Raw genomic sequence first — 21,030 nt, 5'->3', positions numbered from 1 at the left:
AGCTTCCTGCCAGGGAAGCCGGCGAAGGGGTGGAACAATAAGACAGACAACAGGTTCAGACGTAGCAGACGACAGATCCGCATGCGGTTCCGATTTGCGATGTCGTCGATCGAGTCGAAGTCTCTTTTCACGATTGCATTGCGAGCGCTGCCATGACTGTCACTTCCAACGCGAGACCGGGAGGCCTGCCTGCCAGGTTACTCGGCATCCTGTTCATCCTCCTGGGCCTCGCCCTGCTGGGGCTGGGCATCAAACTGGCCACCCTCGGGGGCTCCCTGTATTACCTCGGCGGCGGCGTGCTGCTCGCCCTGAGTGGTTACCTGCTGTGCATCCGGCGGGCCAGCGGGGTCTGGGTCTATGCCTTCTTCCTGGTGGTCTCCACCGCCTGGGCCGTACTGGAAGTCCAGTTCGACTGGTGGCAACTGGTGCCGCGCCTGGCGCTCTGGTTCGTCCTCGGCCTGGTGCTGCTGATCCCGATGTTCCGCCGTCCGCTGGACAGCCGTAGCGGCGGCCTGCCGCTGGTCGGCTCCCTGGTAATCGCCGCGGTCGTCGCCCTGATCGCCCAGTTCGTCAACTACAACCGTCTGGACGGTGACCTGGGCCGCGATACCGCTGGCGTCGAAAGCGCCGCCCCGACCGCCGCCGATGGCGACTGGCCGTCCTATGGCCGCACCGCGTTCGGTGATCGCTACTCGCCGCTCAAGCAGATCGACGTCAACAACGTGAAGGAGCTGCAACCGGCCTGGACCTTCCGTACCGGCGACATCCCCGGCCCGAACGATCCCCAGGAGACCACCGCGGAAAACACCCCGCTCAAGGTCAACGGCAAGCTCTATGTCTGCACGCCGCACAGCCAGGTGATCGCCGTGGACCCCGACAGCGGCAAGGAAATCTGGCGCTTCGATCCCAAGCTGAGCACCCAGCACGCCGACAGCTTCAAGGGCTGGGCGCACATGACCTGCCGCGGCGTGGCCTACCACGACGACGCCACCTACGCCGGCACCACCACCGCAGGCCAGAGCCCGGCTACCGGCAGTGCCGTCCCGGTCGACGAGCAGAGCACCCCGGCCGCCAGCAGTTGCCCGCGCCGCCTGTTCCTGCCCACCGCCGACACCCGCCTGATCGCCATCAACGCCGACACCGGCAAGGTGTGCAGCGACTTCGGCGACAACGGCCAGGTCGACCTGACCGCCAACATGGGCAGCTTCACGCCCGGCGGCTACTACTCCACCTCGCCGCCGGCGGTGACCCGCAACCTGGTGATCATCGGTGGCCACGTCACCGACAACGTCTCCACCGACGAGCCGTCCGGCGTGATCCGCGCCTACGACGTGCACACCGGCAAGCTGGTGTGGAACTGGGACAGCGGCAATCCGGACGCCACCGCGCCCATCGCCGCCGATGGCATCTACACCCGCAACTCGCCCAACATGTGGTCGATGATGGCCGTCGATGAAAAGATCGGCATGGTCTATCTGCCCATGGGCAACCAGATGCCCGACCAGTGGGGCGGTGACCGTACCCCGGCCTCCGAGAAGTACAGCGCCGGCGTGGTCGCCCTCGACATCGCCACCGGCAAGGTGCGCTGGAACTACCAGTTCACCCACCATGACCTCTGGGACATGGACGTGGGCGGTCAGCCGACCCTGGTGGACATCAAGACCGAAGGCGGCGTGAAACCCGCGCTGATGGCCTCGACCAAGCAGGGCAGCATCTATGTGCTGGACCGCACCAACGGTCAGCCCATCTACCCGATCAAGGAAACCCCGGTGCCCCAGGGCGCGGTGGAAGGCGACCACACCTCGCCGACCCAGCCGGTCTCCTCGATCAACCTGGCCGCGCCGACCCTCAAGGAAAGCGACATGTGGGGCGGTACGCCCTTCGACCAGGCGCTGTGCCGCATCGCCTTCCGCGAGCACCGCTACGAGGGCATCTACACCCCGCCGTCCACGCAAGGGTCGATCGTCTACCCGGGCAACTTCGGCGTGTTCGACTGGGGCGGCCTCTCGGTCGATCCGGTGCGCCAGATCGCCTTCCTCAACCCCAGCTACATGGCCTTCACCTCCAAGCTGGTGCCGCGTGAAGAGATTGCCAACCAGCCGGCGCGCAAGAGCGAGACCGAGGGCATCCAGCCCAACAAGGGCGCGCCCTACGGCGTGATCCTGTCGGCCTTCCTGTCGCCGCTGGGCCTGCCTTGCCAGGCACCCGCCTGGGGCTATGTGGCAGGTCTCGACCTGACCACCGGCAAACTGGTCTACAAGCACAAGAACGGCACCGTGCGCGACAACTCGCCGGTTCCGCTGCCCCTGCCCATGGGCGTGCCCAGCCTGGGCGGCACCGTCACCACCGCCGGTGGCGTGGCCTTCCTCAGCGGCACCCTGGACCAGTACCTGCGTGCCTATGACGTGAAGAACGGCAAGGAACTGTGGAAAGGCCGCCTGCCGGCCGGTGGTCAGACCACCCCCATGACCTACACCGGCAAGGACGGTCGCCAGTACGTGCTGGTCTATGCCGGCGGCCATGGCTCGCTGGGCACCAAGCAGGGTGACTATGTGATGGCCTTCACCCTGCCCGAGAAGAAGTAAGGGCGCCCGCGCCTGAGCTCCCCTCTCCTCCGGGAGAGGGTTCGGGGCGAGGATGCTTCGAGCATTTTTGACATCCTGTTGGAACCCCCCTCGCCCCACCCCGAAATCCCGGCCCAGCCGGGATTTTTTTCACCCGGGCTTTTCTTGCTATGAAAAGAGCCCCTGGCACCTGAGGCCCAGCGGAAAAGGCTGCGCCGTTTTCCACGCTACAGTGTCAAGACCGTGCCTCGAACGCTCCGTCTCCGCCTGGGAGAGGGCCAGGGGGAGGACAAACCCAGGCACCCCACCCGCTCCTCCCCCTCTCCCTCGGGGAGAGGGCCGGGGTGAGGGCCAAACCAGGCACGGCTCTCGCTCTTCCCGCTCTCCCCCAGGGAGAGGGCCGGGGTGAGGGCACGCCCCGCTCCATTACCTTCCCCTGGACTCGGTTAAGCTATCCCCATGCCCAGCTCTCTTTCCCAACACCGCCGCCTGCGCCTGGCCAATGGCCTGGCCGTCGCCCTGCTGCACGACCCCGAGCTGCCCCAGGCCGCCGCCCTGGTGCGCATCGGCGCCGGCAGCCATCAGGCACCGCGGGCCTTTCCGGGGCTGGCGCACTTTCTCGAACACCTGTTCTTTCTCGGCAGCCGCCGCTATCCGGCGACGGACGGCCTGATGCCGCTGGTGCAGCGCCTGGGTGGCGAACTCAACGCCAGCACCCGCGAGACCACCACCGACTTCTTTTTCGCCCTGGCCCCCGAGCATCTGGCCGCCGGGCTCGCCCGACTGCTGGACATGCTCGCCGCACCGCTGCTGGCACCATGCGCCCAGCGCCGCGAGCGCGAGGTACTGCACGCCGAATTCATCGCCTGGTCGCGCAGCGCCGATACCCGCCGCGACCTGGCCCTGGCGGCCGCCCTGCCCGCGGACCATCCCGCCGCCGGCTTTCACGCCGGCAATCGCTATAGCCTGCCGCTGCAGAGCCCTGCCTTCCAAAGGGCGCTGCGCGCTTTCCAGCACCAGCACTACCGCGCCGATAACGCTCTGCTGGTGCTGGCCGGGCCACAATCGCTGGCCGAACTGGCAGACCTGGCCCGCGAGCAGGGTGCCGTCCTGGCATCCGGTTCTGCGTCCGCAAATGCAACGCCCCCGCCACTCCCGGCCAGGGGTGAACACTGGCAGACCATTACCGCCACGCCGCCCAGGCTGGCGCTGCAATTCGCTCTCGACGACCTGCCGCCCGGCAGCTGGGAAGCGGCAGAGCTGCTGGAGACCCTGCTGCTCGGCGACCATCCCGGCGGCCTGCCCGCCCTCCTGCGCCAGGCGGGCCAGGCCGCACGGCTCAGCCTCGCCTGGCCCTATCGCCAGGCAGGCCAGGGCCTGCTCCAGCTGGATCTCTCACCCGGTCCTCAGGCCAGCCCCGGCCACCTGACCAGCCTCCTGTTCGCCTGGCTGGACACCCTGCGCCAGACACCTCTCGCCGCGCTGCAGCAGGGCCACGCCGAACGCATCCAGCGCGTCTGGGCCACCCTGCCCGCCCTGGCGCTGGCAAGACGCCTGGTTGAACGCCTCTGGCTGGATCGACGAGGAGACGCCTGGCCACAACCGGCCCTCTCGCCCGCCGCCCAGGCCGCCTGGCCGCGGCTGCTCGCGCAACTGGTCCCGGAACGCCTCAGCGGTTTCGCCGCCGGCCTGGCCGATGCAGCGAACCGGGCGTCGCCCGTCGCCGCTCCCTTTACCCTGCCACCGCCCAATCCTTTGCTCGTTGACCCCGTACCTTCGAGCGCCCCGGCGCTGCAACCCTGGCCGACCAGCCAGGCCCTTGCCCCGCAGCAGCGCGAAGGCCTGCTGTTCCTGCGCTGGCGATGGCCGGGACCGGTTGCGCCCGATGCCCAGGTACTGGGCGCGCTCCCCCGGCGGGCCGCCGAGGCGGGCGTCAACCTGCGCTGGAGTCCACCGGGGGCGCCCTGGGAGTTGCGACTGCAAGGCTGGGCCGCGGCGCTGCCGGCGGTGCTGGAGCAGGCGCTCGGCCGCCTGACGGCGGAGCGGGATAACGGCAGCCCGGCACCCGCGGTACCGCCAGAGCCCATGCTGATCCGCCAGTTGCTCAAGGTCCTGCCCGAGCGACTGACTGCGGTCACGCCGCTGACGGAGATTACCGAAGGCCCGCGTTGGCAAGCCCTGGCCTGCGGCCTGCCGCAGACGGCGCAGGCATCCCTGGCTGCCGTCACCCCGCCGCCCCAGCCCCAGGCCGGGCCGCAGGGCGAATTGCCCAGCTTCACCGGTCGCCACTGGCACCCCGAACCCAGCGCCGATGCCCAGCAGGCGCTGCTGCTGTTCTGTCCGCAACCCGACGCGCGCGCCACCACCGAAGCCGCCTGGCGGCTGCTGGCGGCGCGCCTGCAGGGACCGCTGTTCCAGCGCCTGCGCAGCGAGCGGCAACTGGGCTATGCGGTGTTTTCCGCCTATCGCCAGCTGGGCGATCAGGCCGGTCTTTTGATCGGTGTCCAGTCACCCCATGCCCGGGCGGCGGAGATCCTGGCGGAAATCGAGGGTTGCCTGGCTGACAGCCTGGCCGCCATACAGGCCGAGGGCGCTACGCTTTCACAGAACATCCGCCAACTGGTGCGCGACTTCAGCCCCGGCACCCCTCAACGCGCAGCTCTGGCCGAGCGCCTCTGGTGGGGCTTCCAGCGCAGCGGTGCGCTGGATCTTGCGCCCCTGCAACACGCCCTGGCCGCCCTGGACGACAGGGCCCTGCAGCAGGCCTGGCAGCAACTCATCGCCAGCGACGCACCGCGCTTCGCCCTGGCCAATGCCGACGCGCCATCCGGCTGGATGTCATAGCTTTCAACACTTTCCCGGGAGCGTCGGCTGCTGCCGGCGGTCAATCTGTTGCAGGATCGGTAAGACTGTTATGTCCGCCGGACCGCCAGCGATTCGTCGCGGCAAAAACCCTTAGCTAGATAACATTTGTTAGACTTGACGACCGGATCCATCCGGCTTTCGCAGTCAAAGAGGAGACCTCCCATGTGGACCAAGCCTGCTTACACTGACCTGCGCATCGGCTTCGAAGTCACCATGTACTTCGCCAACCGTTGATGCGCCCCACGCCCCGGTTCGCCGGGGCGTACTTTTTCCAGGTTTAGCCTTTCCCATGCATATCCAGATTCTCGGCTCCGCCGCCGGCGGTGGCTTTCCCCAGTGGAACTGCAATTGCGTCAATTGCGACGGCTTCCGCCAGGGCACCCTCAGGGCCCAGGCCCGTACCCAGTCCTCCATCGCCCTGTCCGATGACGGGGTGAACTGGATCCTGTGCAACGCCTCGCCCGACATCCGCGCCCAGCTGGCCGGCTTCGCCCCGCTGCAGCCGGCGCGGGCCCTGCGCGACACCGGCATCCGCGCCATCGTCCTGCTGGACAGCCAGATCGACCACACCACCGGCCTGCTCAGCCTGCGTGAAGGCTGCCCCCACCAGGTCTGGTGCACCGAGATGGTCCACCAGGACCTCACCACCGGCTTTCCGCTGTTCAACATGCTCGAACACTGGAACGGCGGGCTCAGCTGGCAGCCCATCGCCCTGAGCGGCAGCTTCACCATTCCGGCCTGTCCGCATCTGGAATTCACGCCCTTTCCGCTGCGCAGCGCCGCGCCGCCCTATTCGACCCATCGCTACGATCCGCACCCGGGCGACAACCTGGGGCTGCTGGTTCATGACCGACACACCGGCGGCAAGCTGTTCTATGCCCCGGGCCTCGGCCAGCCGGACGCCGCTCTGCTGGAGCTGATGGGCCAGGCCGACTGCCTGCTGGTGGACGGCACCCTCTGGACCGACGACGAGATGCAGCGTCGCGGCGTGGGCACCCGGACCGGCACCGAGATGGGCCACCTGCCGCAGAGCGGTCCCGGCGGCATGCTGGAGGTGCTGGCCGGCTTCGCGCGCCAGCGCAAGGTGCTGATCCACATCAACAACACCAATCCGATCCTGGACGAAGACTCCCCCGAACGCGCCATCGTCGCGCGCCAGGGCGTGGAAGTCGCCTGGGACGGGATGTCCATCGAGTTGTGAACGCCATGCCCAACGCCCTCACGCCCGCCGAATTCGAAGCCGCCCTGCGCGCCAAGGGCGACCTCTACCATATCCACCACCCCTATCACGTGGCCATGTACCAGGGTCGCGCCAGTCGCGAGCAGATCCAGGGCTGGGTGGCCAATCGCTTCTACTACCAGGTCAACATCCCGCTCAAGGACGCCGCCATCCTGGCCAACTGCCCGGATCGCGAGATCCGTCGGGAGTGGGTGCAGCGCATCCTCGACCATGACGGCGAGCCCGGCAGCGAAGGCGGCATCGAGGCCTGGCTGCGCCTGGCCGAGGCCACCGGCCTGGATCGCGAGCAGGTGCTCTCCCAGGAACTGGTGCTGCCCGGGGTACGCTTCGCGGTGGACGCCTACGTCAACTTCGCCCGCCGCGCCTCCTGGCAGGAGGCCGCCAGCAGCTCCCTGACCGAGCTGTTCGCGCCGCAGATCCACCAGTCGCGGCTGGACGCCTGGCCGACCCATTACCCCTGGATCGATCCGGCCGGCTACGAGTACTTCCGCACTCGCCTGGGCCAGGCGCGGCGCGACGTCGAGCACGGCCTGCAGATCACCCTGCAGCACTACACCACCTGGGAATCCCAGCAGCGCATGCTGGAGATCCTGCAGTTCAAGCTGGACATCCTCTGGAGCATGCTCGACGCCATGAGCATGGCCTACGAACTGCATCGCCCGCCCTATCACAGCGTCACCGCCGAGCGTCGCTGGCACCGAGGAATCGACCTATGAGCTTCGACCGTACCCAGGTGCCGCGCTGGCGTCCCGGCTACCGCTTCCAGTTCGAGCCGGCGCAGGACGCCCATGTGCTACTCTATCCCGAGGGCATGATCAAGCTCAACGACAGCGCCGCCGCCATCGGCGGGCTGATCGACGGCCAGCGTGACGTGGCCGCCATCATCGAAGCCCTCGACGAACGCTTCCCCGGCGTTCCCGAACTGGGTGCGGACGTCGAACAATTCATGGAGGTCGCCCGTGCCGAGCACTGGCTCCTGCTCGGCTGACACCAGCCTGCCGGGCACGCCCATGCAGTTGCCGCAGCCGCCCACCGTTGCTGCGCCCAGCATTGGCCTGCCCCTGTGGCTGCTGGCCGAGGTCACCTATCGCTGCCCGCTGCAGTGCCCCTACTGCTCCAATCCCCTGGACTTCGCCGCCCAGGGGCGCGAGCTGACCACCGAACAGTGGTTCAAGGTCATGGCCGAGGCACGGGAGATGGGTGCGGCCCAGATCGGCTTCTCTGGGGGCGAACCCCTGGTGCGCCAGGACCTCGCCGAGCTGATCCGCGAGGCGCGCCGGCTGGGCTACTACACCAACCTCATCACCTCCGGCATCGGCCTCACCGAGGCGCGCATCGCCGAGTTCAAGGAAGCCGGCCTGGACCATATCCAGATCAGCTTCCAGGCCAGCGACGAACAGGTGAACAACCTGCTCGCCGGCTCGAAGAAGGCCTTCGCCCAGAAGCTGGCCATGGCCAAGGCGGTCAAGGCCCATGGCTACCCGATGGTGCTCAACTTCGTCACCCACAGGCACAACATCGATCGCATCGACCAGATCATCGACCTCTGCCTGGCCCTGGAGGCCGACTTCGTCGAACTCGCCACCTGCCAGTTCTATGGCTGGGCCGAGCGCAATCGCGCCGGTCTCCTGCCGACCCGGGCCCAGCTGGAGCGCGCCGAAGGCATCACGAACGAGTACCGCGCGCGCCTCAAGGCCGAGAATCATCCCTGCAAGCTGATCTTCGTCACCCCGGACTACTACGAAGAGCGCCCCAAGGCCTGCATGGATGGCTGGGCCAAGCTGTTCCTGACCATCACGCCGGACGGCACCGCCCTGCCCTGCCACGGCGCCCGGCAGATGCCCATCGCCTTCCCCAACGTGAAGGAGCAGGATCTGCGGCACATCTGGTACGACTCCTTCGGCTTCAACGTCTACCGCGGCTACGACTGGATGCCCGAGCCCTGCCGCTCCTGCGACGAGAAGGAAAAGGACTACGGCGGCTGCCGCTGCCAGGCCTTCATGCTCACCGGCGATGCGCGCAACGCCGATCCGGTCTGCGCCAAGTCGCCGCACCACGACCTCATCCTCGCCGCCCGCCAGGAAGCCGAGACCGCGACCCAGCGGATCGAGGACCTGCAATTCCGCAACGAACGCAATTCGCGGCTGATCGCCAAGGCTTGAAGCCAGCGGCGGCGCCAGACATGCCAAGGTCGTCGGCGGAATCCGGTTCCTCGTGCCAGGGTGCAGGCTTGTCAGCGGGACTCACCACCCACGGCTCCGAGGCATTTGCCTCCCGGCCGGGCAGTGACCATACTGCCCGGCCGGACCTTTTCGCCTCGTCGTCATGCCCTCGATACGCCCGCTGCGCCCCGCCGATATCCCCGCCGTTCTCGATATCCAGGCGGCCACCTACCCCGCCGACCTGCTCGAAGACCGCGCCTTCTACGTCAATCGCCTGGAGCTCGCCCCGGAGCACTGCTGGGCGGCGACCGACGCCGAAGATCGCCTGCGCGGCTATCTGATCGCCTATCCCTGGGACGACGGCCTGCCACCGGTGCTGGGGGCTCGCCTGGAGCAGCTGCCGAGCGAGGCTTCCACCTGGTTCCTGCACGATTGCGCGGTGCACCCCGAGGCCCAGGGCCAGGGGGTGGCCGGTCGCCTCTATCGCCACGCCAAGGGCCAGGCCCGGCGTGCCCGCTTGCGCCAGGGGCGGCTGGTGTCGCTGTCCAACGCCATCGGCTACTGGCAGCGCCACCACTATCATCCGGTTCCCGCCGATGCCGCGCTCAAGGCCAAGCTGGCCGGCTATGGCGCCGGTGCCTGCCTGATGCAGCGCACCCTCGACACCCCGGATGCCGAGCACGCCTAAACCTTGCAAATCTAAATGCAAGTATTTCGCTTTCGCCTTAACATGACCTAGCCCAGGAGGGCCTCTGCCGCCCGGCGCTCTGGCGCGGGTATCTTGATCGCCGCTACAAGGAATCCCTGATGAACATCGCTCCAGCGTCTTCGGCCAAGGGCCGGCGCGTCTTTTCCGTTACCTTGTTGGCCACCCTGCTGGCGCTGGGTGGGCAAGCCGCCCAGGCGCGCTCCAGCTTCGAAGCCCCCGATCCGGACTACCACGGCGAGATCAAGGCCAGCCCCGTCACCGGCACCGCCATCCTGGCCGGCAGCGAGGTGGCGCTGGACGGTCGCGGCTTCACCCCCGGTCAGCAGATCACCCTGTCCCGCGGCGGCGTAGCGCTCAACCCCGACGCCGCCTACGTGGCCGACGCCCAGGGCAACTTCAAGGCGACCCTGCGCATCCCCGAAGACGCCGCCCCCGGCCAGCACCCCATCGTCATCAGCACCGCCCAGCCCTCGGGCGCCGCGGTCTTCCCGCTCAAGGTCTCGCCGGTGGTGCCGCTATCCGGCGCCGACGCCTATAGCCTCACCGCGGTCAAACTGGTCCCGGGCCTCTACCAGGTGGACAGCAGTGCCAAGACCGGCGCCCTCTTCGTCACCTCGGCCGTGGGCCGCCCACCGGTCAAGGTCTCGCAGCTGCTCAAGCTCGATCCCAAGGACCTGGCCATCGAACGCCAGCTCACCCCGGCCGCCGCCCCCGGCGCGGAGGCCGGTGTCTACGCCGTCTACGGCGTGGGCGTGGACGATCGCAACGGCACCGTCTGGACCACCAACACCCGGCAGAACACCGTGGCGGTCTATCGCCAGAGCGACCTGGGTCTGGTCAAGCAATTCGAACCCGGCCTCGTGCCCCATGCCCACACCGTGGTGGTCGACGAGAAACTCGAACGCGCCTTTGCCTCGGCGGCCATGACCCCGGACATCGTCAGCTTCGACGCCAAGACCCCGGCCGTGCGCAAGCACATCACCATCGAATCGGGCGTGCGCGGCGAGCAGTTCGCCGTGGTCGGCATGCACCTGGACCCGACGGTGCACAAGCTCTACGCCGTCAGCCTGAAGACCAACGAAGCCGCGGTGATCGACGCCAAGACCGAGCAGGTCGAGAAGGTCTTCCCGATCCAGGGCGCCAAGACCCCCATGGGCGTGGCCCACGATCCCCAGACCGATCGCCTGTTCATCACCGCCCAGGGCAGCGACAACCTGCTGATCGTCGACGCCAAGACCGGCAAGACCCTGCACAACGTCACCACCGGCGCCGGAGCGCTGAACGTGGCCTTCGACCCGGTCAAGCGCCTGGCCTACGTGACCAACCGCGGCGCCGGCACCCTGACCGTGGTCGACCCGGACGGCACCATCAAGGCCAACCTGGAGCTGGGTACCTATCCCAACCACGCGGTGGTGGATGGCAAGGGTGTGGTCTACGCGGTGAACAAGGCCAAGGGGCAGGATGATGCCGAGGGGGATCGGATTACGCGGGTGATGGCGAAATAACAAGCCTACGCCCTCGGTCTTAGGCTGGGGGCCGCTTTTGTAGGTTGGGTTGAGCGATAGCGAAGCCCAACTCTCTGGCCTATTGGTGCCTCAGCTGTTTATCAAACGCCTTCATGCTTTTTGTTTCGCCCACCCGGGCGACTCACTTTTTTCAAACGCGAAAAAAGTAAGCAAAAACGCTTGCCCCGACCATCCGGCCCTCCGCTTCGCTCCGGGTGCGCTCGCACCAGCGCCGTTCCGGGGTCGGTCCAGATGGGCCGTCCATGGCCCACTGGACCTCTCGCCGCATCCATGCGGCTCGACCCACTCCACGACACTGGCGTTCGCCCTCCTGAACGGGGCGATTCGCTAGCCTGAAAGTGTTGGTTGAAGAGCCACAAAAAGCCCGTAGCCGTAGCCGTAGCCGTAGCCGTAGCCGTAGCCGTAGCCGTAGCCGTAGCGTGGACAACGGCGAAGCCTTGTCCACTAAGCATGGCCATGCGTATCAGTGGAAAACGCTACGCGGTTTTCCACGCTACAAACCTTTAAACACCCAAGCCTCAGGCTGTCGCCCCGCCCCGTCAGTGAGGCCGAGTGTAGGTGTCGCGGAGGGGGATGCGAGGCAGGACGCCGAGCAAGGCGCGAGGGGCAGGAAGCCCCTTCGTGCCGTGCCCCTGGAGCGGCACCGGAGCGAGGGGACCCGGAGCGCAGCGCAGGGCCGAAACGTGGGGCAAGCGTTTTTGGTTACTTTTGCCGCGATTGGCAAAAGTGACTCGCCCGAGGGGGCGAAACAAGGACCTCCTCTAGACTTCGATAAGCAGCTAGGGCACCAGCAGGCAAAGCCAGGTATCGAGGGCTAACCCCGTGATGTTGGGCTTCGCTAACGCTCAACCCAACCTACGCCATACGCCTCATTCAAAACCAATAACGCCCACCAAATCTAAACCGGCGGGCTTCATCCAAGGGGCCCAAGGGAAAACTCACCCCTCCAACGACTCCACCCCCAACTCATCCCACACCGCCTCCGCCAGGTGGAAGGTGGCGTTGGCCGCCGGGATGCCGCAGTAGATGGCGCTCTGCATGATCAGCTCCTTGAGCTCCTCTCGTGTCACCCCGTTGCTGCGGGCGGCACGCAGGTGCAGGCGGAGTTCGCCTTCGCGATTCATGCCGATCAGCATGGCGATGGTGATCAGGCTGCGGGTGTGCCGCGGCAGGCCCGGGCGGGTCCAGATGTCGCCCCAGGCGTGGCGAGTGATCATCTCCTGGAATTCTTCGTTGAAGGGGGTCAGCTTTTCCAGGCTGCGATCGACGTGGGCGTCGCCCAGCACCGCGCGGCGGACCTGCATGCCGGCTTCATAACGTTCTCTTTCGTCCAAGATCGACTCCTTCAGGCGCTCAGAAAGGCCAGCACGCGCTGGGTAAAGGCAGCGCCCATCTGCACGTTGGACAGGTGGGCGGCGGGAAACTCGACGTACTCGGCGCCCGGGATGCGCTCCTGCAGGAAGCGGCCGTCGGCCGGGGTGGTCACGGCGTCGTGGCTGCCGGCGACGATCAGCGTCGGCGCACGGATGGCATCCAACACCTCGCGGAAGTCGGCATCGCGCACCGCCGCGCAGTTGGCCGCATAACCCTGGGGCGAGGTGCCGGCGAGCATGGCGACGATGCGGTCGACCCGGTCCGGCTCGGCGCTGGCGAAATCAGGGGTGAACCAGCGACCGATGGAGGCGTCGCGCAGGTCGCGCATGGCCTGCTCGCCGCCGGCTTCGACGGTCTGGATGCGGGTATTCCACACCTCGGGGGTGCCGATCTTGGCGGCGGTGTTGCACAGCACCAGACGGGTGACCCGCTCGGGGGCGTTGATGCCCAGCCACTGGCCGATGGAGCCGCCCATGGACAGGCCGCAGAAGGCGAATTGGTCGATACCTAGGGCGTCGGCCAGGGCCAGGACGTCGCGACCGTTCCCGTCCATGCGATAGGGGCCGGGCGTCACCAGGGAGGCGCCATGGCCGCGGGTGTCGTAGCGCAGCAGGCGAAAGCGCTCGCTGAAGGCGGCGGCCTGGTCGTCCCACATGGCCAGGTTGGTGCCCAGGGAGTTGGACAGGATCAGCACGGGGGCGCCCGCGGGGCCCTCCAGTTGGTAATTCAGGTCGCCATCGGCGAGACGTACGCTGGGCATCAGGCAGTCCTCTGGTCTAGGAATGGGCAAGCAAAGTGCGGTGTTCGGCCAGGGCGCGAGCCACCCAGGCCCGGGCCTGGCCCTGGTAATGGGCGGGGTCCAGCAGTCGATCCAGCTCGGCACTGGAAAGCTCGGCGGTGACCTCGGGGGTATCGCCGAGGACCTGGCGCAGGTGGCGACCCTCCTGGACAGCGCGCTTACAGCTCTGCTCCACCAGGTGGTGGGCGGCCTCGCGCCCCAGGCGCCCGGCCAGGGCGATGCTGACCGCCTCGGCCAGCACCAGGCCGTGGGTCAGTTCCAGGTTGGCCTGCATGCGTGCGGCGTCGACCTCCAGCCCGGCGACGATGGCCTGAGCCTGTTGCAGGGCGCCGGAAACCAGGCAGAACAGCTCCGGCAGGGTTTCCCACTCGGCGTGCCAGAGCCCCAGGCTGCGCTCGTGCTCCTGGGGCATGGCGGAAAACAGGGTGCTGACCAGACCCGGCGCGCGGGTGGCAGCGGCGATCAGCACCGCGGCGCCCACCGGATTGCGTTTGTGCGGCATGGTGGAAGAGCCCCCCTTGCCCGGCGCCGAGGGCTCGAAGACCTCGGCGGCTTCGGTCTGCATCAGCAGCGACAGATCGCGGCCCAGCTTGCCCAGGCTGCCGGCCACCAGGCCGAGCCAGGCGCCGACCTCGACCAGGCGATCGCGCTGGGTGTGCCAGGGTTGCTCCGGCAGGCTCAGCGCCAGCTCCCGGGCCAGGGCCTCGGCCACCGGCAGGGCATCAGCGCCCAGGGCGGCCAGGCTGCCCGAGGCACCGCCGAATTGCAGCACCAGCACCCGCGGCCGCAGTTCGGCCAGGCGCTGGCGGTGCCGGGTGATGGCGCCCAGCACCCCGGCCAGCTTCATGCCCAGGGTCACCGGCGTCGCGTGCTGCAGCCAGGTGCGGCCGGCCAGCACGGTATCGGCATGGCGCTCGGCCTGGGCGGCCAGGGCCTCGGCCAGGTGCGCCAGGTCGGCGTCCAGCAGGTCCAGCGCCTGGCGGATCTGCAACACCAGGCCGCTGTCCATGGCGTCCTGGCTGGTGGCGCCACGATGCACATGGCGCTCGGCCTCGGGGTTCTGGGCGGCGATCTGCCGGCCCAGCGCCTTGACCAGCGGAATGGCGGAATTGCCGGCGCTGACCACGGCCCGGGCCAGCTCGGCCGCGTCATAACGCTCGGCGCGGCAGGCAGCGGCGATGGGCGCCACCGCCGTCTGCGGGATCACCCCCACCGCCGCCTCGGCGCGCGCCAGGGCCGCTTCGAAGTCCAGCATGCCCTGCAGTCGGCCGTGGTCACAAAACACCGCGCGCATGGTGGCGCTGGTGAAGTAGGCGTCGAATAGCAGGTTGGACATGGGGCTTCCTCAAGTGGCGGAGCGGCCAACAAAGCGTAGCGAGCGGTTGTCAGGCGGGTGCGCGCGGCGCGCAGGAACCGGAATGTACAAGTGGTACATGAGGATTCCGAGCACTGCACGCGCCCGCCTGGCGGACGCGCAGTAGTTTTGTTGGTTGCTCCTAGTGGTCGTGATGCAGGTAGGTGGCCTGCCGCGGCAGCCGGAGGCTGACCAGGAAGGCCACCGCCAGCATCACCGAGACATAGATGTAGAAGACTTCTTCATGCCCCTGGGTCTTGAAGCTCAGGGCGACGAATTCCGCCGAACCGCCAAAGATGGCATTGGCCACCGCATAGGACAGGCCCACGCCCAGGGCGCGCACCTCCGGCGGGAACATCTCCGCCTTCACCAGGCCGCTGATGGAGGTGTAGAGGCTGATGATGGCCATGGCCAGGCAGATCAGCAGGAAGGCCACGAAGGGACTCTGGACGCTGGCCAGCGCCGTGAGGATCGGCCAGGTGCAGACCGTGCCCAGGCCGCCGAACAGCAGCATGGAGGCGCGCCGGCCGATGCGGTCGGAGAGCATGCCGAACAGCGGCTGCATGAGCATGAACACCAGCAGGGCACAGGTCATCACGGCGCTGGCGGTCTTGGCGTCCATGCCGCTGGTGTTGACCAGGTACTTCTGCATGTAGGTGGTGAAGGTATAGAAGATCAGCGAGCCGCCGGCGGTGTAGCCGAGCACGGTGAAGAAGGCCGCCTTGTGATGCTTGAACAGACCGCTGAGGGTACCGGCCTCCTTGTTGGCGCGGGTCTCGGCGGTGGTGGTCTCTTCCAGCGAGCGACGCAGGAACAGCGAGACCACGGCCGCGGCGGCGCCGACCAGGAAAGGAATCCGCCAGCCCCAGGCACGCAGGTCGGCATCGCTCAGGACCTGCTGCAGGATCACCACCACCAGCACCGCCAGCAGCTGGCCGCCGATCAGGGTGACGTACTGGAAGGAGGCGAAGAAGCCGCGCTGGCCACGCAGGGCCACCTCGCTCATGTAGGTAGCTGTGGTGCCGTATTCACCACCCACCGAGATGCCTTGCAGCAGGCGCGCGAGCAGCAGCAGGGCCGGCGCCGCGACGCCGATGCTGGCATAGGTGGGCAGGCAGGCGATGGCCAGGGAGCCGGCGCCCATCATCAGGATGGAAATGACCATGGAGGTGCGCCGGCCGTACTTGTCGGCGACGCGCCCGAAGATCCAGCCGCCCAGGGGGCGCATGAGAAAGCCCGCGGCAAAGACGCCGGCGGTGCTCAGCAGCTGCACGGTGGGATCGCTCTTCGGGAAGAAGGCGGCGGCGAAGTAGATGGAGCAGAAGGCGTAGACGTAGAAGTCGAACCATTCCACCAGGTTGCCAGACGAGGCGCCGACGATGGCGAAGATGCGCTTCTTGCGCTCCTCGAAGCTGTAATGCGGGTGAGTGCTCATGGAGATCCTTAATTATAGGTATGGATGGACGGGGGACAGCCTACCGCCATCGGACCAGGAGAGACACACGCGGTTACAGGGAAGTGTGGGCGTAGAAGAAGTGAAACCGGGGCGATTTTCCGGCCTAGCCGCTCTGCAGTGAGAGGCTTATCGCGGCCATGGGCCGCTCCTACAAGTACATCGAGCTCTTGTAGAAGCGGCCGCATCGGCGGACCGCCATGGCCGCGATTGCCTAAGCGCCCAAGCGCCAAAGCCTCAGATCCCGTCCACCCGCTCCACCGCCAGCGCCAGCCCCTGGCCGACGCCCACGCACATGGTGGCGAGCCCCAGGCGGCCGCCGGTCTTTTCCAGGTGGTGCACCGCGGTGAGCACCAGGCGGTTGCCGCTCATGCCCAGGGGATGACCCAGGGCGATGGCGCCGCCATTGGGATTGACCTTGGGGCTGTCGTCGGCCACGCCCAGCTCGCGCAGGACGGCGATGCCCTGGGCGGCGAAGGCCTCGTTGAGCTCGATGACGTCGAAGGCCTCAATGGACAGGTCCAGTTGCTGCAGCAGCTTGCGCACTGCCGGGGTCGGACCGACGCCCATGATGCGCGGCGCCACCCCGCCGCTGGCCATGCCGAGTACCCGGGCGCGGGGCGTGAGGCCGTGCTTCTGCACTGCTTCCGCCGAGGCCAGGATGATCGCCGAGGCGCCGTCGTTGAGACCCGAGGCGTTGCCCGCGGTCACGGTCCTGTCCGGGCCGTTGACCGGCTTGAGCTTGGCCAGGCCTTCTGCGGTGGTGTCCGGACGCGGATGCTCGTCCTGCGCCACCACCAGGTCGCCCTTCTTGCCCTTGATCGTCACCGGGACGATTTCCTCGGCGTAGTAGCCGGATTCCTGGGCCGCCGCGGCGCGCTGCTGGCTGCGCAGGCCGAAGGCGTCCTGGTCGGCGCGGCTGACGCCATAGTCGGCGGCGACGTTGTCGCCGGTGACCGGCATGCTGTCGACGCCGTAGGTCTCTTTCATCGCCGGATTGACGAAGCGCCAGCCCAGGGTGGTGTCTTCCAGCTTCTGGCCGCGACCGAAGGCGCTGTCGGCCTTGCCCATCACATAGGGAGCGCGGGTCATGGATTCCACCCCGGCAGCGATCACCAGCTCCATCTCGCCGAGGGCGATGGCGCGATAGGCCTGGCCCACCGCCTCCATGCCCGAAGCGCAGAGGCGATTGAGGGTCACGCCCGGCACCGTTTCCGGTAGTCCCGACAGCAGCACTGCCATGCGCGCCACGTTGCGGTTGTCTTCCCCGGCCTGGTTGGCGCAGCCCATGAACACCTCGTCCACCGCCGTCCAGTCCACTTGGGGATTGCGCTCCTGCAGCGCCTTGAGCGGAATGGCCGCCAGGTCATCGGCACGCACCGCCGAGAGACCGCCGTTGAGCCGGCCGATGGGGGTCCGAATGGCGTCGCAGATATAGACGGGGCGACTCATTCCTCAGCTCCTTTCTGGCCGCCGTGGGCGGCATTGGTCCGGGCCTGCAGATCACGCAGGGCCGCGAGTTCGGTTGCCGTCGGCGCCGCGCTGGTGGCGACCTGGTCGGCGAAGCGGATGGCCCAGCCGGTGGCGGCCACCACCTGTTCGCGGGTCACTCCGGGATGCAGGGCGGTCACCACGAATTCGTGGGTGCCGGCTTCCGGCTCCATGATGCAGAGGTCGGTGATGATGGCGGTCGGCCCCTTGCCCGGCAGACCCAGCTGCTGGCGATGATCGCCACCCTCGCCGAAGCCCACCGAGGTGATGAAGGCCAGCTTGTCGACAAAGCTGCGGTGCGACTGCTTGAGGATGATCAGCACCTCCTTGGCCGAGCCGGCGATCTCCGGCGCGCCGCCGGCGCCCGGCAGGCGTACCTTGGGCTGGTGGTAGTCACCGATCACCGTGGTGTTGATGTTGCCGAAGCGGTCGACCTGGGCCGCGCCCAGAAAGCCCACGTCGATGCGTCCGCCCTGCAGCCAGTAGCGGAAGATCTCGCCGGTGGGCACCACGGTGTCGGCGGTCTCGGCCAGTTCGCCGTCGCCGATGGACAGCGGCAGCACCGAGGGCTTGGCACCGATGGGGCCGGATTCGTAGATCAGCACCACGTCCGGCGCATGGGTCAGGCGTGCCAGGTTGGCGGCGGTGGACGGCAGGCCGATGCCTACGAAGCAGACGCTGCCATTGCCGAGGCGGCGTGCGGCGGCCACGGTCATCATTTCATTGGTGGTGAAGTCGCTCATGATTCAGGCCTCCGCAGCCAGCTTCGCCTGGAAGGCGGCGAAGTCCGCGGTACCGCGGATGTAGGTGTCGATCCACTGGGTAAAGGTGTCGCGGTCGCGAGCGATCGGGTCCCAGGCCTGGTAGAAACGGTTGTCCCGCTCGTAGTAGCCGTGGGCATAGGACGGATGCGCCCCGCCCGGCACCACGCAGACCGCGCTGAGCGCCCAGGTCGGCAGTACGCAGGCGTTCATCGGCGCCTGGAGGTCGTCGACGATCTCCTCCACGGTGACGATGCAGCGCTGGGCGGCCAGCGCCGCTTCCTTCTGCACGCCGAGGATGCCCTGGATCAGCACGTTGCCCTGGCGGTCGGCCTTCTGCGCATGGATGACGGTGACGTCGGGGCGCACGCTGGGCACCGCGGCGAGCTGCTCGCCGGTGAAGGGGCAGGCGATGAACCTGATGTCCGGATTGACCTTGGCCAGGTCCGAGCCCTGATAGCCGCGCAGGACGGCAAAGGGCAGGTTGGAGGCGCCGGCGACATAGGCGTTGGCCAGGGCCGCGTGGCTGTGCTCGGAAATCTCCAGCTTGTGCGGCCAGCCTTTTTCCACCGCATCACGCAGGCGGTGCAGGGAGCCGACCCCGGGATTGCCGCCCCAGGAGAAGATCAGCCGCCTGGCACAACCGGCACCGATCAGCAGGTCATAGACCAGGTCGGGGGTCATGCGCACCAGGGTCAGGTCGCGCCGGTTCTGGCGGATCAGCTCGTGGGCGGCGGCGGTCGGAATGAGATGGGTGAAGCCTTCGAGGGCGACGGTCTCGCCATCGTGGACGAAGCGCTGGATGGCTTCGCTCAGGGACAGGATCTGGGCCATGGATTGTCGACTCGCGTCTTTGTTGTCGGCGCCGCCCGGTGCGGCGGTCTGGAGCCAGACTACAAAGCCCTACCCACGCAAACAATCCGATAATCGACTAACAGTTCGATTATCGAACAGCATCGTTTGTGGACTGTCGACCGCTTCGACGCGCGGCGCGCTGTTGCAGCGGCTACACTGCCCTCCCCTCATCCAGAGCCCAGCCGATGTCCGACAAGCCCCGCGCCCCCCTCGAAGGCATCACCCTCGAAGCCCTGCTCACCCGCCTGGTGGAGCATCATGGCTGGGAAGAACTCGGCCGACGCATCCCGCTGCGCTGCTTCACCCATGAGCCCAGTATCAAATCCAGCCTGACCTTCCTGCGCCGCACGCCCTGGGCGCGGGAAAAGGTCGAGCAGCTCTATCGGCGCCTGCCGAAGCAGGGCTAGGGCAGGCCCGCGACAATTGCCGGACTAGGACTTGGTCCCCAGCAGGCCACGCAGCGTCTGCTGGATATCGGCCGGCAGGACCACCGTCTTCGCGTTCTCGCTGGTGGCCAGCTTTTCCATGGCATTGATATAACGCTCGCCCAGCAGATAGAGCACCGGCGTCGGTTCGCTGCCCACGGCTTCGGAGATCTTGCTCAGGGCGGCGGCGGAGGCCTGCGCCAGGGTCACCTGGGCCACGCCGTCGCGCTTGGCCGCTTCGAGACGGGCATCGGCCTCCAGGATGGCGGCCTGCTTGGCGCCTTCGGCCCGGGTCACCACCGCCTTGCGCTCCCGCTCGGCGGCCGCCTGCATTTCCATCGCCGCCTGCATCGACGGGGTCGGCTTGAGCTCCTGCACCTCCACCGCCTTGACGGTGATGCCCCAGTCCACGGTCTGCTCGGCCATGCTGACCCTCAGCCGCGCCTTGATCTCGTCCCGCGAGGACAGTGCCTGGTCCAGTTCCATCTCGCCGATGATGGCGCGCAGCGAGGTCATCGCCAGGCTGGTGATGGCCTGGGCATAGTCTTCCACGCCATAGGCCGCCTTGGCCGGATCGACGATCTTGGCGAAGCACAGGGCATTGGCCAGGATCACCGCATTGTCGCGGGTGATGACCTCCTGTTGCTGCACATCGAGGATCAGGTCCTTGGTGCTGAGGCGGTAGCTGACCTGGTCCATGTAGGGGATGAGGAAATTCAGCCCGGGCTTGAGGGTGGTGCGGTACTTGCCGAGGCGCTCGACGATCCACTCCTGCCCCTGGGGCACCAGGCGCACGCCCTTGGCGACGGTGACGACGATGAAAACCAGCAACAGCAGGGCGACGATAAGACTGACACTCATGGACGATGTCCCTATGGATGGAAGACGTCAGGATTGACGGGCGACCTTGACCAGGTTGCCTTCGAAGGCGAGCAGTCGAACCCGCTCGCCGGCCGCGATCTCGGCGTCGGCCAGGCAGGGCCATTCATCGCTGCCGAGGATGGGTTTCTGGAAGCGCACGCGGCCACGGGCGAAGGGGCCGACCGCCGCGACCAGCAGGCCGATCTCGCCCAGATGGACGTCGGCGCTCCAGTCTTCACCGGGCTTGCCACGGTCCTTGCCATAGCGAAACCAGAGAAACACCGCCACCAGCGAGGCCAGACTCCAGACCAGCAGTTGCACGGCCAGCGCCAGGGCCGGCAGTACCAGCAGCAGCACGCCGACCAGCAGGGCGCCCAGGCCGAACCAGATCAGGAAAAAGGCCGGCACCACCAATTCGCTCAGCATCAGGCCGACGCCCAGCACCAGCCAGTACCACCATTGCACGTCCATTGCCGCTCCTTCCAGGTAACGCCACAGCATGGCTGCTGCTGCGCTCATCCGCCACCAGGGCCTCCGAGTGGTACCGAGCGCCCGATGAAATGGCGCCCCGTCGCGCAGGTGGGGTTGAGC

General features: G+C 67.5%; 19 protein-coding genes and 1 other RNA gene. 10 read left to right on the top strand and 10 right to left on the bottom strand.

All coding sequences use genetic code 11. From position 1 onward, the window contains the following. Window positions 1–152 precede the first annotated feature (152 nt). From QE444_RS05635 to QE444_RS05595, 9 genes are all read left to right on the top strand, one after another. A complete protein-coding gene (locus QE444_RS05635; RefSeq protein ID WP_309737516.1) occupies window positions 153–2,585 on the top strand; it encodes a glucose/quinate/shikimate family membrane-bound PQQ-dependent dehydrogenase in 2,433 nt (810 codons plus the stop codon). 438 nt (window positions 2,586–3,023) lie between these two features. Then, window positions 3,024–5,408: a pyrroloquinoline quinone biosynthesis protein PqqF gene (pqqF, locus tag QE444_RS05630; RefSeq protein WP_309737515.1), complete on the top strand. Its 2,385-nt coding sequence runs from the start codon at window positions 3,024–3,026 to the stop codon at window positions 5,406–5,408. Between the two features lie 183 nt (window positions 5,409–5,591). Continuing rightward, window positions 5,592–5,663 (top strand): pyrroloquinoline quinone precursor peptide PqqA, encoded by a 72-nt coding sequence (gene pqqA / locus QE444_RS05625; protein ID WP_003243383.1) that lies wholly within the window; start codon window positions 5,592–5,594, stop codon window positions 5,661–5,663. Window positions 5,664–5,718: 55 nt separating this feature from the next. Further along, window positions 5,719–6,630 carry a pyrroloquinoline quinone biosynthesis protein PqqB gene (gene pqqB / locus QE444_RS05620; RefSeq protein WP_285388594.1) on the top strand — a complete coding sequence of 304 codons (912 nt, stop codon included), beginning with the start codon at window positions 5,719–5,721 and terminating at the stop codon, window positions 6,628–6,630. 5 nt (window positions 6,631–6,635) lie between these two features. Further along, window positions 6,636–7,385 carry a pyrroloquinoline-quinone synthase PqqC gene (pqqC, locus tag QE444_RS05615; protein ID WP_133862264.1) on the top strand — a complete coding sequence of 250 codons (750 nt, stop codon included), beginning with the start codon at window positions 6,636–6,638 and terminating at the stop codon, window positions 7,383–7,385. Next, a complete protein-coding gene (gene pqqD, locus QE444_RS05610) occupies window positions 7,382–7,657 on the top strand; it encodes a pyrroloquinoline quinone biosynthesis peptide chaperone PqqD (RefSeq protein ID WP_133862265.1) in 276 nt (91 codons plus the stop codon). Before pqqC ends, pqqD begins: the two co-directional genes overlap by 4 nt. A gap of 22 nt (window positions 7,658–7,679) precedes the next feature. Beyond that, on the top strand, window positions 7,680–8,831 hold the full coding sequence (gene pqqE / locus QE444_RS05605) for a pyrroloquinoline quinone biosynthesis protein PqqE (RefSeq protein ID WP_280311249.1): 1,152 nt from the start codon (window positions 7,680–7,682) through the stop codon (window positions 8,829–8,831). Window positions 8,832–8,994: 163 nt separating this feature from the next. Then, window positions 8,995–9,519, top strand: coding sequence for a GNAT family N-acetyltransferase (locus tag QE444_RS05600; RefSeq protein ID WP_280311124.1), 525 nt, complete (start codon window positions 8,995–8,997; stop codon window positions 9,517–9,519). Between the two features lie 119 nt (window positions 9,520–9,638). Beyond that, entirely contained in the window at window positions 9,639–11,045 is a 1,407-nt protein-coding gene (locus QE444_RS05595) for an ATP-binding protein (RefSeq protein WP_309737514.1), read from the top strand. Window positions 11,046–12,004: 959 nt separating this feature from the next. Here QE444_RS05595 and pcaC read toward each other — a convergent pair. The 8 genes from pcaC to QE444_RS05555 form a co-directional block, all read right to left on the bottom strand. Next, a complete protein-coding gene (gene pcaC, locus QE444_RS05590; RefSeq protein WP_093257243.1) occupies window positions 12,005–12,400 on the bottom strand; it encodes a 4-carboxymuconolactone decarboxylase in 396 nt (131 codons plus the stop codon). An 11-nt stretch (window positions 12,401–12,411) separates the two neighbouring features. Next, window positions 12,412–13,200: a 3-oxoadipate enol-lactonase gene (gene pcaD / locus QE444_RS05585; RefSeq protein ID WP_273862816.1), complete on the bottom strand. Its 789-nt coding sequence runs from the start codon at window positions 13,198–13,200 to the stop codon at window positions 12,412–12,414. A gap of 16 nt (window positions 13,201–13,216) precedes the next feature. After that, window positions 13,217–14,575, bottom strand: coding sequence for a 3-carboxy-cis,cis-muconate cycloisomerase (locus tag QE444_RS05580; RefSeq protein ID WP_309737513.1), 1,359 nt, complete (start codon window positions 14,573–14,575; stop codon window positions 13,217–13,219). A gap of 23 nt (window positions 14,576–14,598) precedes the next feature. Beyond that, window positions 14,599–14,674: non-coding RNA, sX9 sRNA (locus tag QE444_RS05575), on the bottom strand. A gap of 61 nt (window positions 14,675–14,735) precedes the next feature. Continuing rightward, complete coding sequence (locus QE444_RS05570) at window positions 14,736–16,028, bottom strand: MFS family transporter (RefSeq protein WP_158891708.1); 1,293 nt, start codon at window positions 16,026–16,028, stop codon at window positions 14,736–14,738. A 255-nt stretch (window positions 16,029–16,283) separates the two neighbouring features. After that, the gene (gene pcaF / locus QE444_RS05565) at window positions 16,284–17,498 is read right to left on the bottom strand and encodes a 3-oxoadipyl-CoA thiolase (RefSeq protein ID WP_187981042.1); all 1,215 of its coding nucleotides are present in this window, start codon (window positions 17,496–17,498) and stop codon (window positions 16,284–16,286) included. Next, window positions 17,495–18,280, bottom strand: coding sequence for a CoA-transferase subunit beta (locus tag QE444_RS05560; RefSeq protein ID WP_093257255.1), 786 nt, complete (start codon window positions 18,278–18,280; stop codon window positions 17,495–17,497). The genes pcaF and QE444_RS05560 overlap by 4 nt, the downstream gene beginning before the upstream one ends. 3 nt (window positions 18,281–18,283) lie before the next feature. Further along, window positions 18,284–19,132: a CoA transferase subunit A gene (locus tag QE444_RS05555; protein ID WP_309737512.1), complete on the bottom strand. Its 849-nt coding sequence runs from the start codon at window positions 19,130–19,132 to the stop codon at window positions 18,284–18,286. A 206-nt stretch (window positions 19,133–19,338) separates the two neighbouring features. Between QE444_RS05555 and QE444_RS05550 the strand changes: the two genes are divergently transcribed. Further along, complete coding sequence (locus QE444_RS05550; protein WP_273862812.1) at window positions 19,339–19,560, top strand: VF530 family protein; 222 nt, start codon at window positions 19,339–19,341, stop codon at window positions 19,558–19,560. A gap of 24 nt (window positions 19,561–19,584) precedes the next feature. Here the strand turns inward: QE444_RS05550 and QE444_RS05545 are convergent, their stop codons facing one another. Then, entirely contained in the window at window positions 19,585–20,439 is an 855-nt protein-coding gene (locus QE444_RS05545; RefSeq protein ID WP_187981038.1) for an SPFH domain-containing protein, read from the bottom strand. Between the two features lie 27 nt (window positions 20,440–20,466). Beyond that, window positions 20,467–20,910, bottom strand: coding sequence for an NfeD family protein (locus QE444_RS05540; protein ID WP_158891696.1), 444 nt, complete (start codon window positions 20,908–20,910; stop codon window positions 20,467–20,469). Window positions 20,911–21,030 lie beyond the last annotated feature (120 nt).

Origin of the sequence: Pseudomonas sp. SORGH_AS_0199 (assembly GCF_031453735.1) — a bacterium.
GTDB classification, from domain to species: domain Bacteria; phylum Pseudomonadota; class Gammaproteobacteria; order Pseudomonadales; family Pseudomonadaceae; genus Chryseomonas; species Chryseomonas aestiva.
Note: the sequence above shows the minus strand (reverse complement) of the source record. Positions and strands in the feature narration are given on the sequence as shown.

Excerpts from the sequence above, each read along its gene's own strand:
- QE444_RS05635 (WP_309737516.1), top strand. The coding sequence starts at position 153 with ATGACTGTCACTTCCAACGCGAGACCGGGAGGCCTGCCTGCCAGGTTA.
- pqqF (WP_309737515.1), top strand. The coding sequence starts at position 3,024 with ATGCCCAGCTCTCTTTCCCAACACCGCCGCCTGCGCCTGGCCAATGGC.
- pqqB (WP_285388594.1), top strand. The coding sequence starts at position 5,719 with ATGCATATCCAGATTCTCGGCTCCGCCGCCGGCGGTGGCTTTCCCCAG.
- pqqC (WP_133862264.1), top strand. The coding sequence starts at position 6,636 with ATGCCCAACGCCCTCACGCCCGCCGAATTCGAAGCCGCCCTGCGCGCC.
- pqqD (WP_133862265.1), top strand. The coding sequence starts at position 7,382 with ATGAGCTTCGACCGTACCCAGGTGCCGCGCTGGCGTCCCGGCTACCGC.
- pqqE (WP_280311249.1), top strand. The coding sequence starts at position 7,680 with ATGCAGTTGCCGCAGCCGCCCACCGTTGCTGCGCCCAGCATTGGCCTG.
- QE444_RS05600 (WP_280311124.1), top strand. The coding sequence starts at position 8,995 with ATGCCCTCGATACGCCCGCTGCGCCCCGCCGATATCCCCGCCGTTCTC.
- QE444_RS05595 (WP_309737514.1), top strand. The coding sequence starts at position 9,639 with ATGAACATCGCTCCAGCGTCTTCGGCCAAGGGCCGGCGCGTCTTTTCC.
- pcaD (WP_273862816.1), bottom strand. The coding sequence starts at position 13,200 with ATGCCCAGCGTACGTCTCGCCGATGGCGACCTGAATTACCAACTGGAG.
- QE444_RS05580 (WP_309737513.1), bottom strand. The coding sequence starts at position 14,575 with ATGTCCAACCTGCTATTCGACGCCTACTTCACCAGCGCCACCATGCGC.
- QE444_RS05570 (WP_158891708.1), bottom strand. The coding sequence starts at position 16,028 with ATGAGCACTCACCCGCATTACAGCTTCGAGGAGCGCAAGAAGCGCATC.
- pcaF (WP_187981042.1), bottom strand. The coding sequence starts at position 17,498 with ATGAGTCGCCCCGTCTATATCTGCGACGCCATTCGGACCCCCATCGGC.
- QE444_RS05560 (WP_093257255.1), bottom strand. The coding sequence starts at position 18,280 with ATGAGCGACTTCACCACCAATGAAATGATGACCGTGGCCGCCGCACGC.
- QE444_RS05555 (WP_309737512.1), bottom strand. The coding sequence starts at position 19,132 with ATGGCCCAGATCCTGTCCCTGAGCGAAGCCATCCAGCGCTTCGTCCAC.
- QE444_RS05550 (WP_273862812.1), top strand. The coding sequence starts at position 19,339 with ATGTCCGACAAGCCCCGCGCCCCCCTCGAAGGCATCACCCTCGAAGCC.
- QE444_RS05545 (WP_187981038.1), bottom strand. The coding sequence starts at position 20,439 with ATGAGTGTCAGTCTTATCGTCGCCCTGCTGTTGCTGGTTTTCATCGTC.
- QE444_RS05540 (WP_158891696.1), bottom strand. The coding sequence starts at position 20,910 with ATGGACGTGCAATGGTGGTACTGGCTGGTGCTGGGCGTCGGCCTGATG.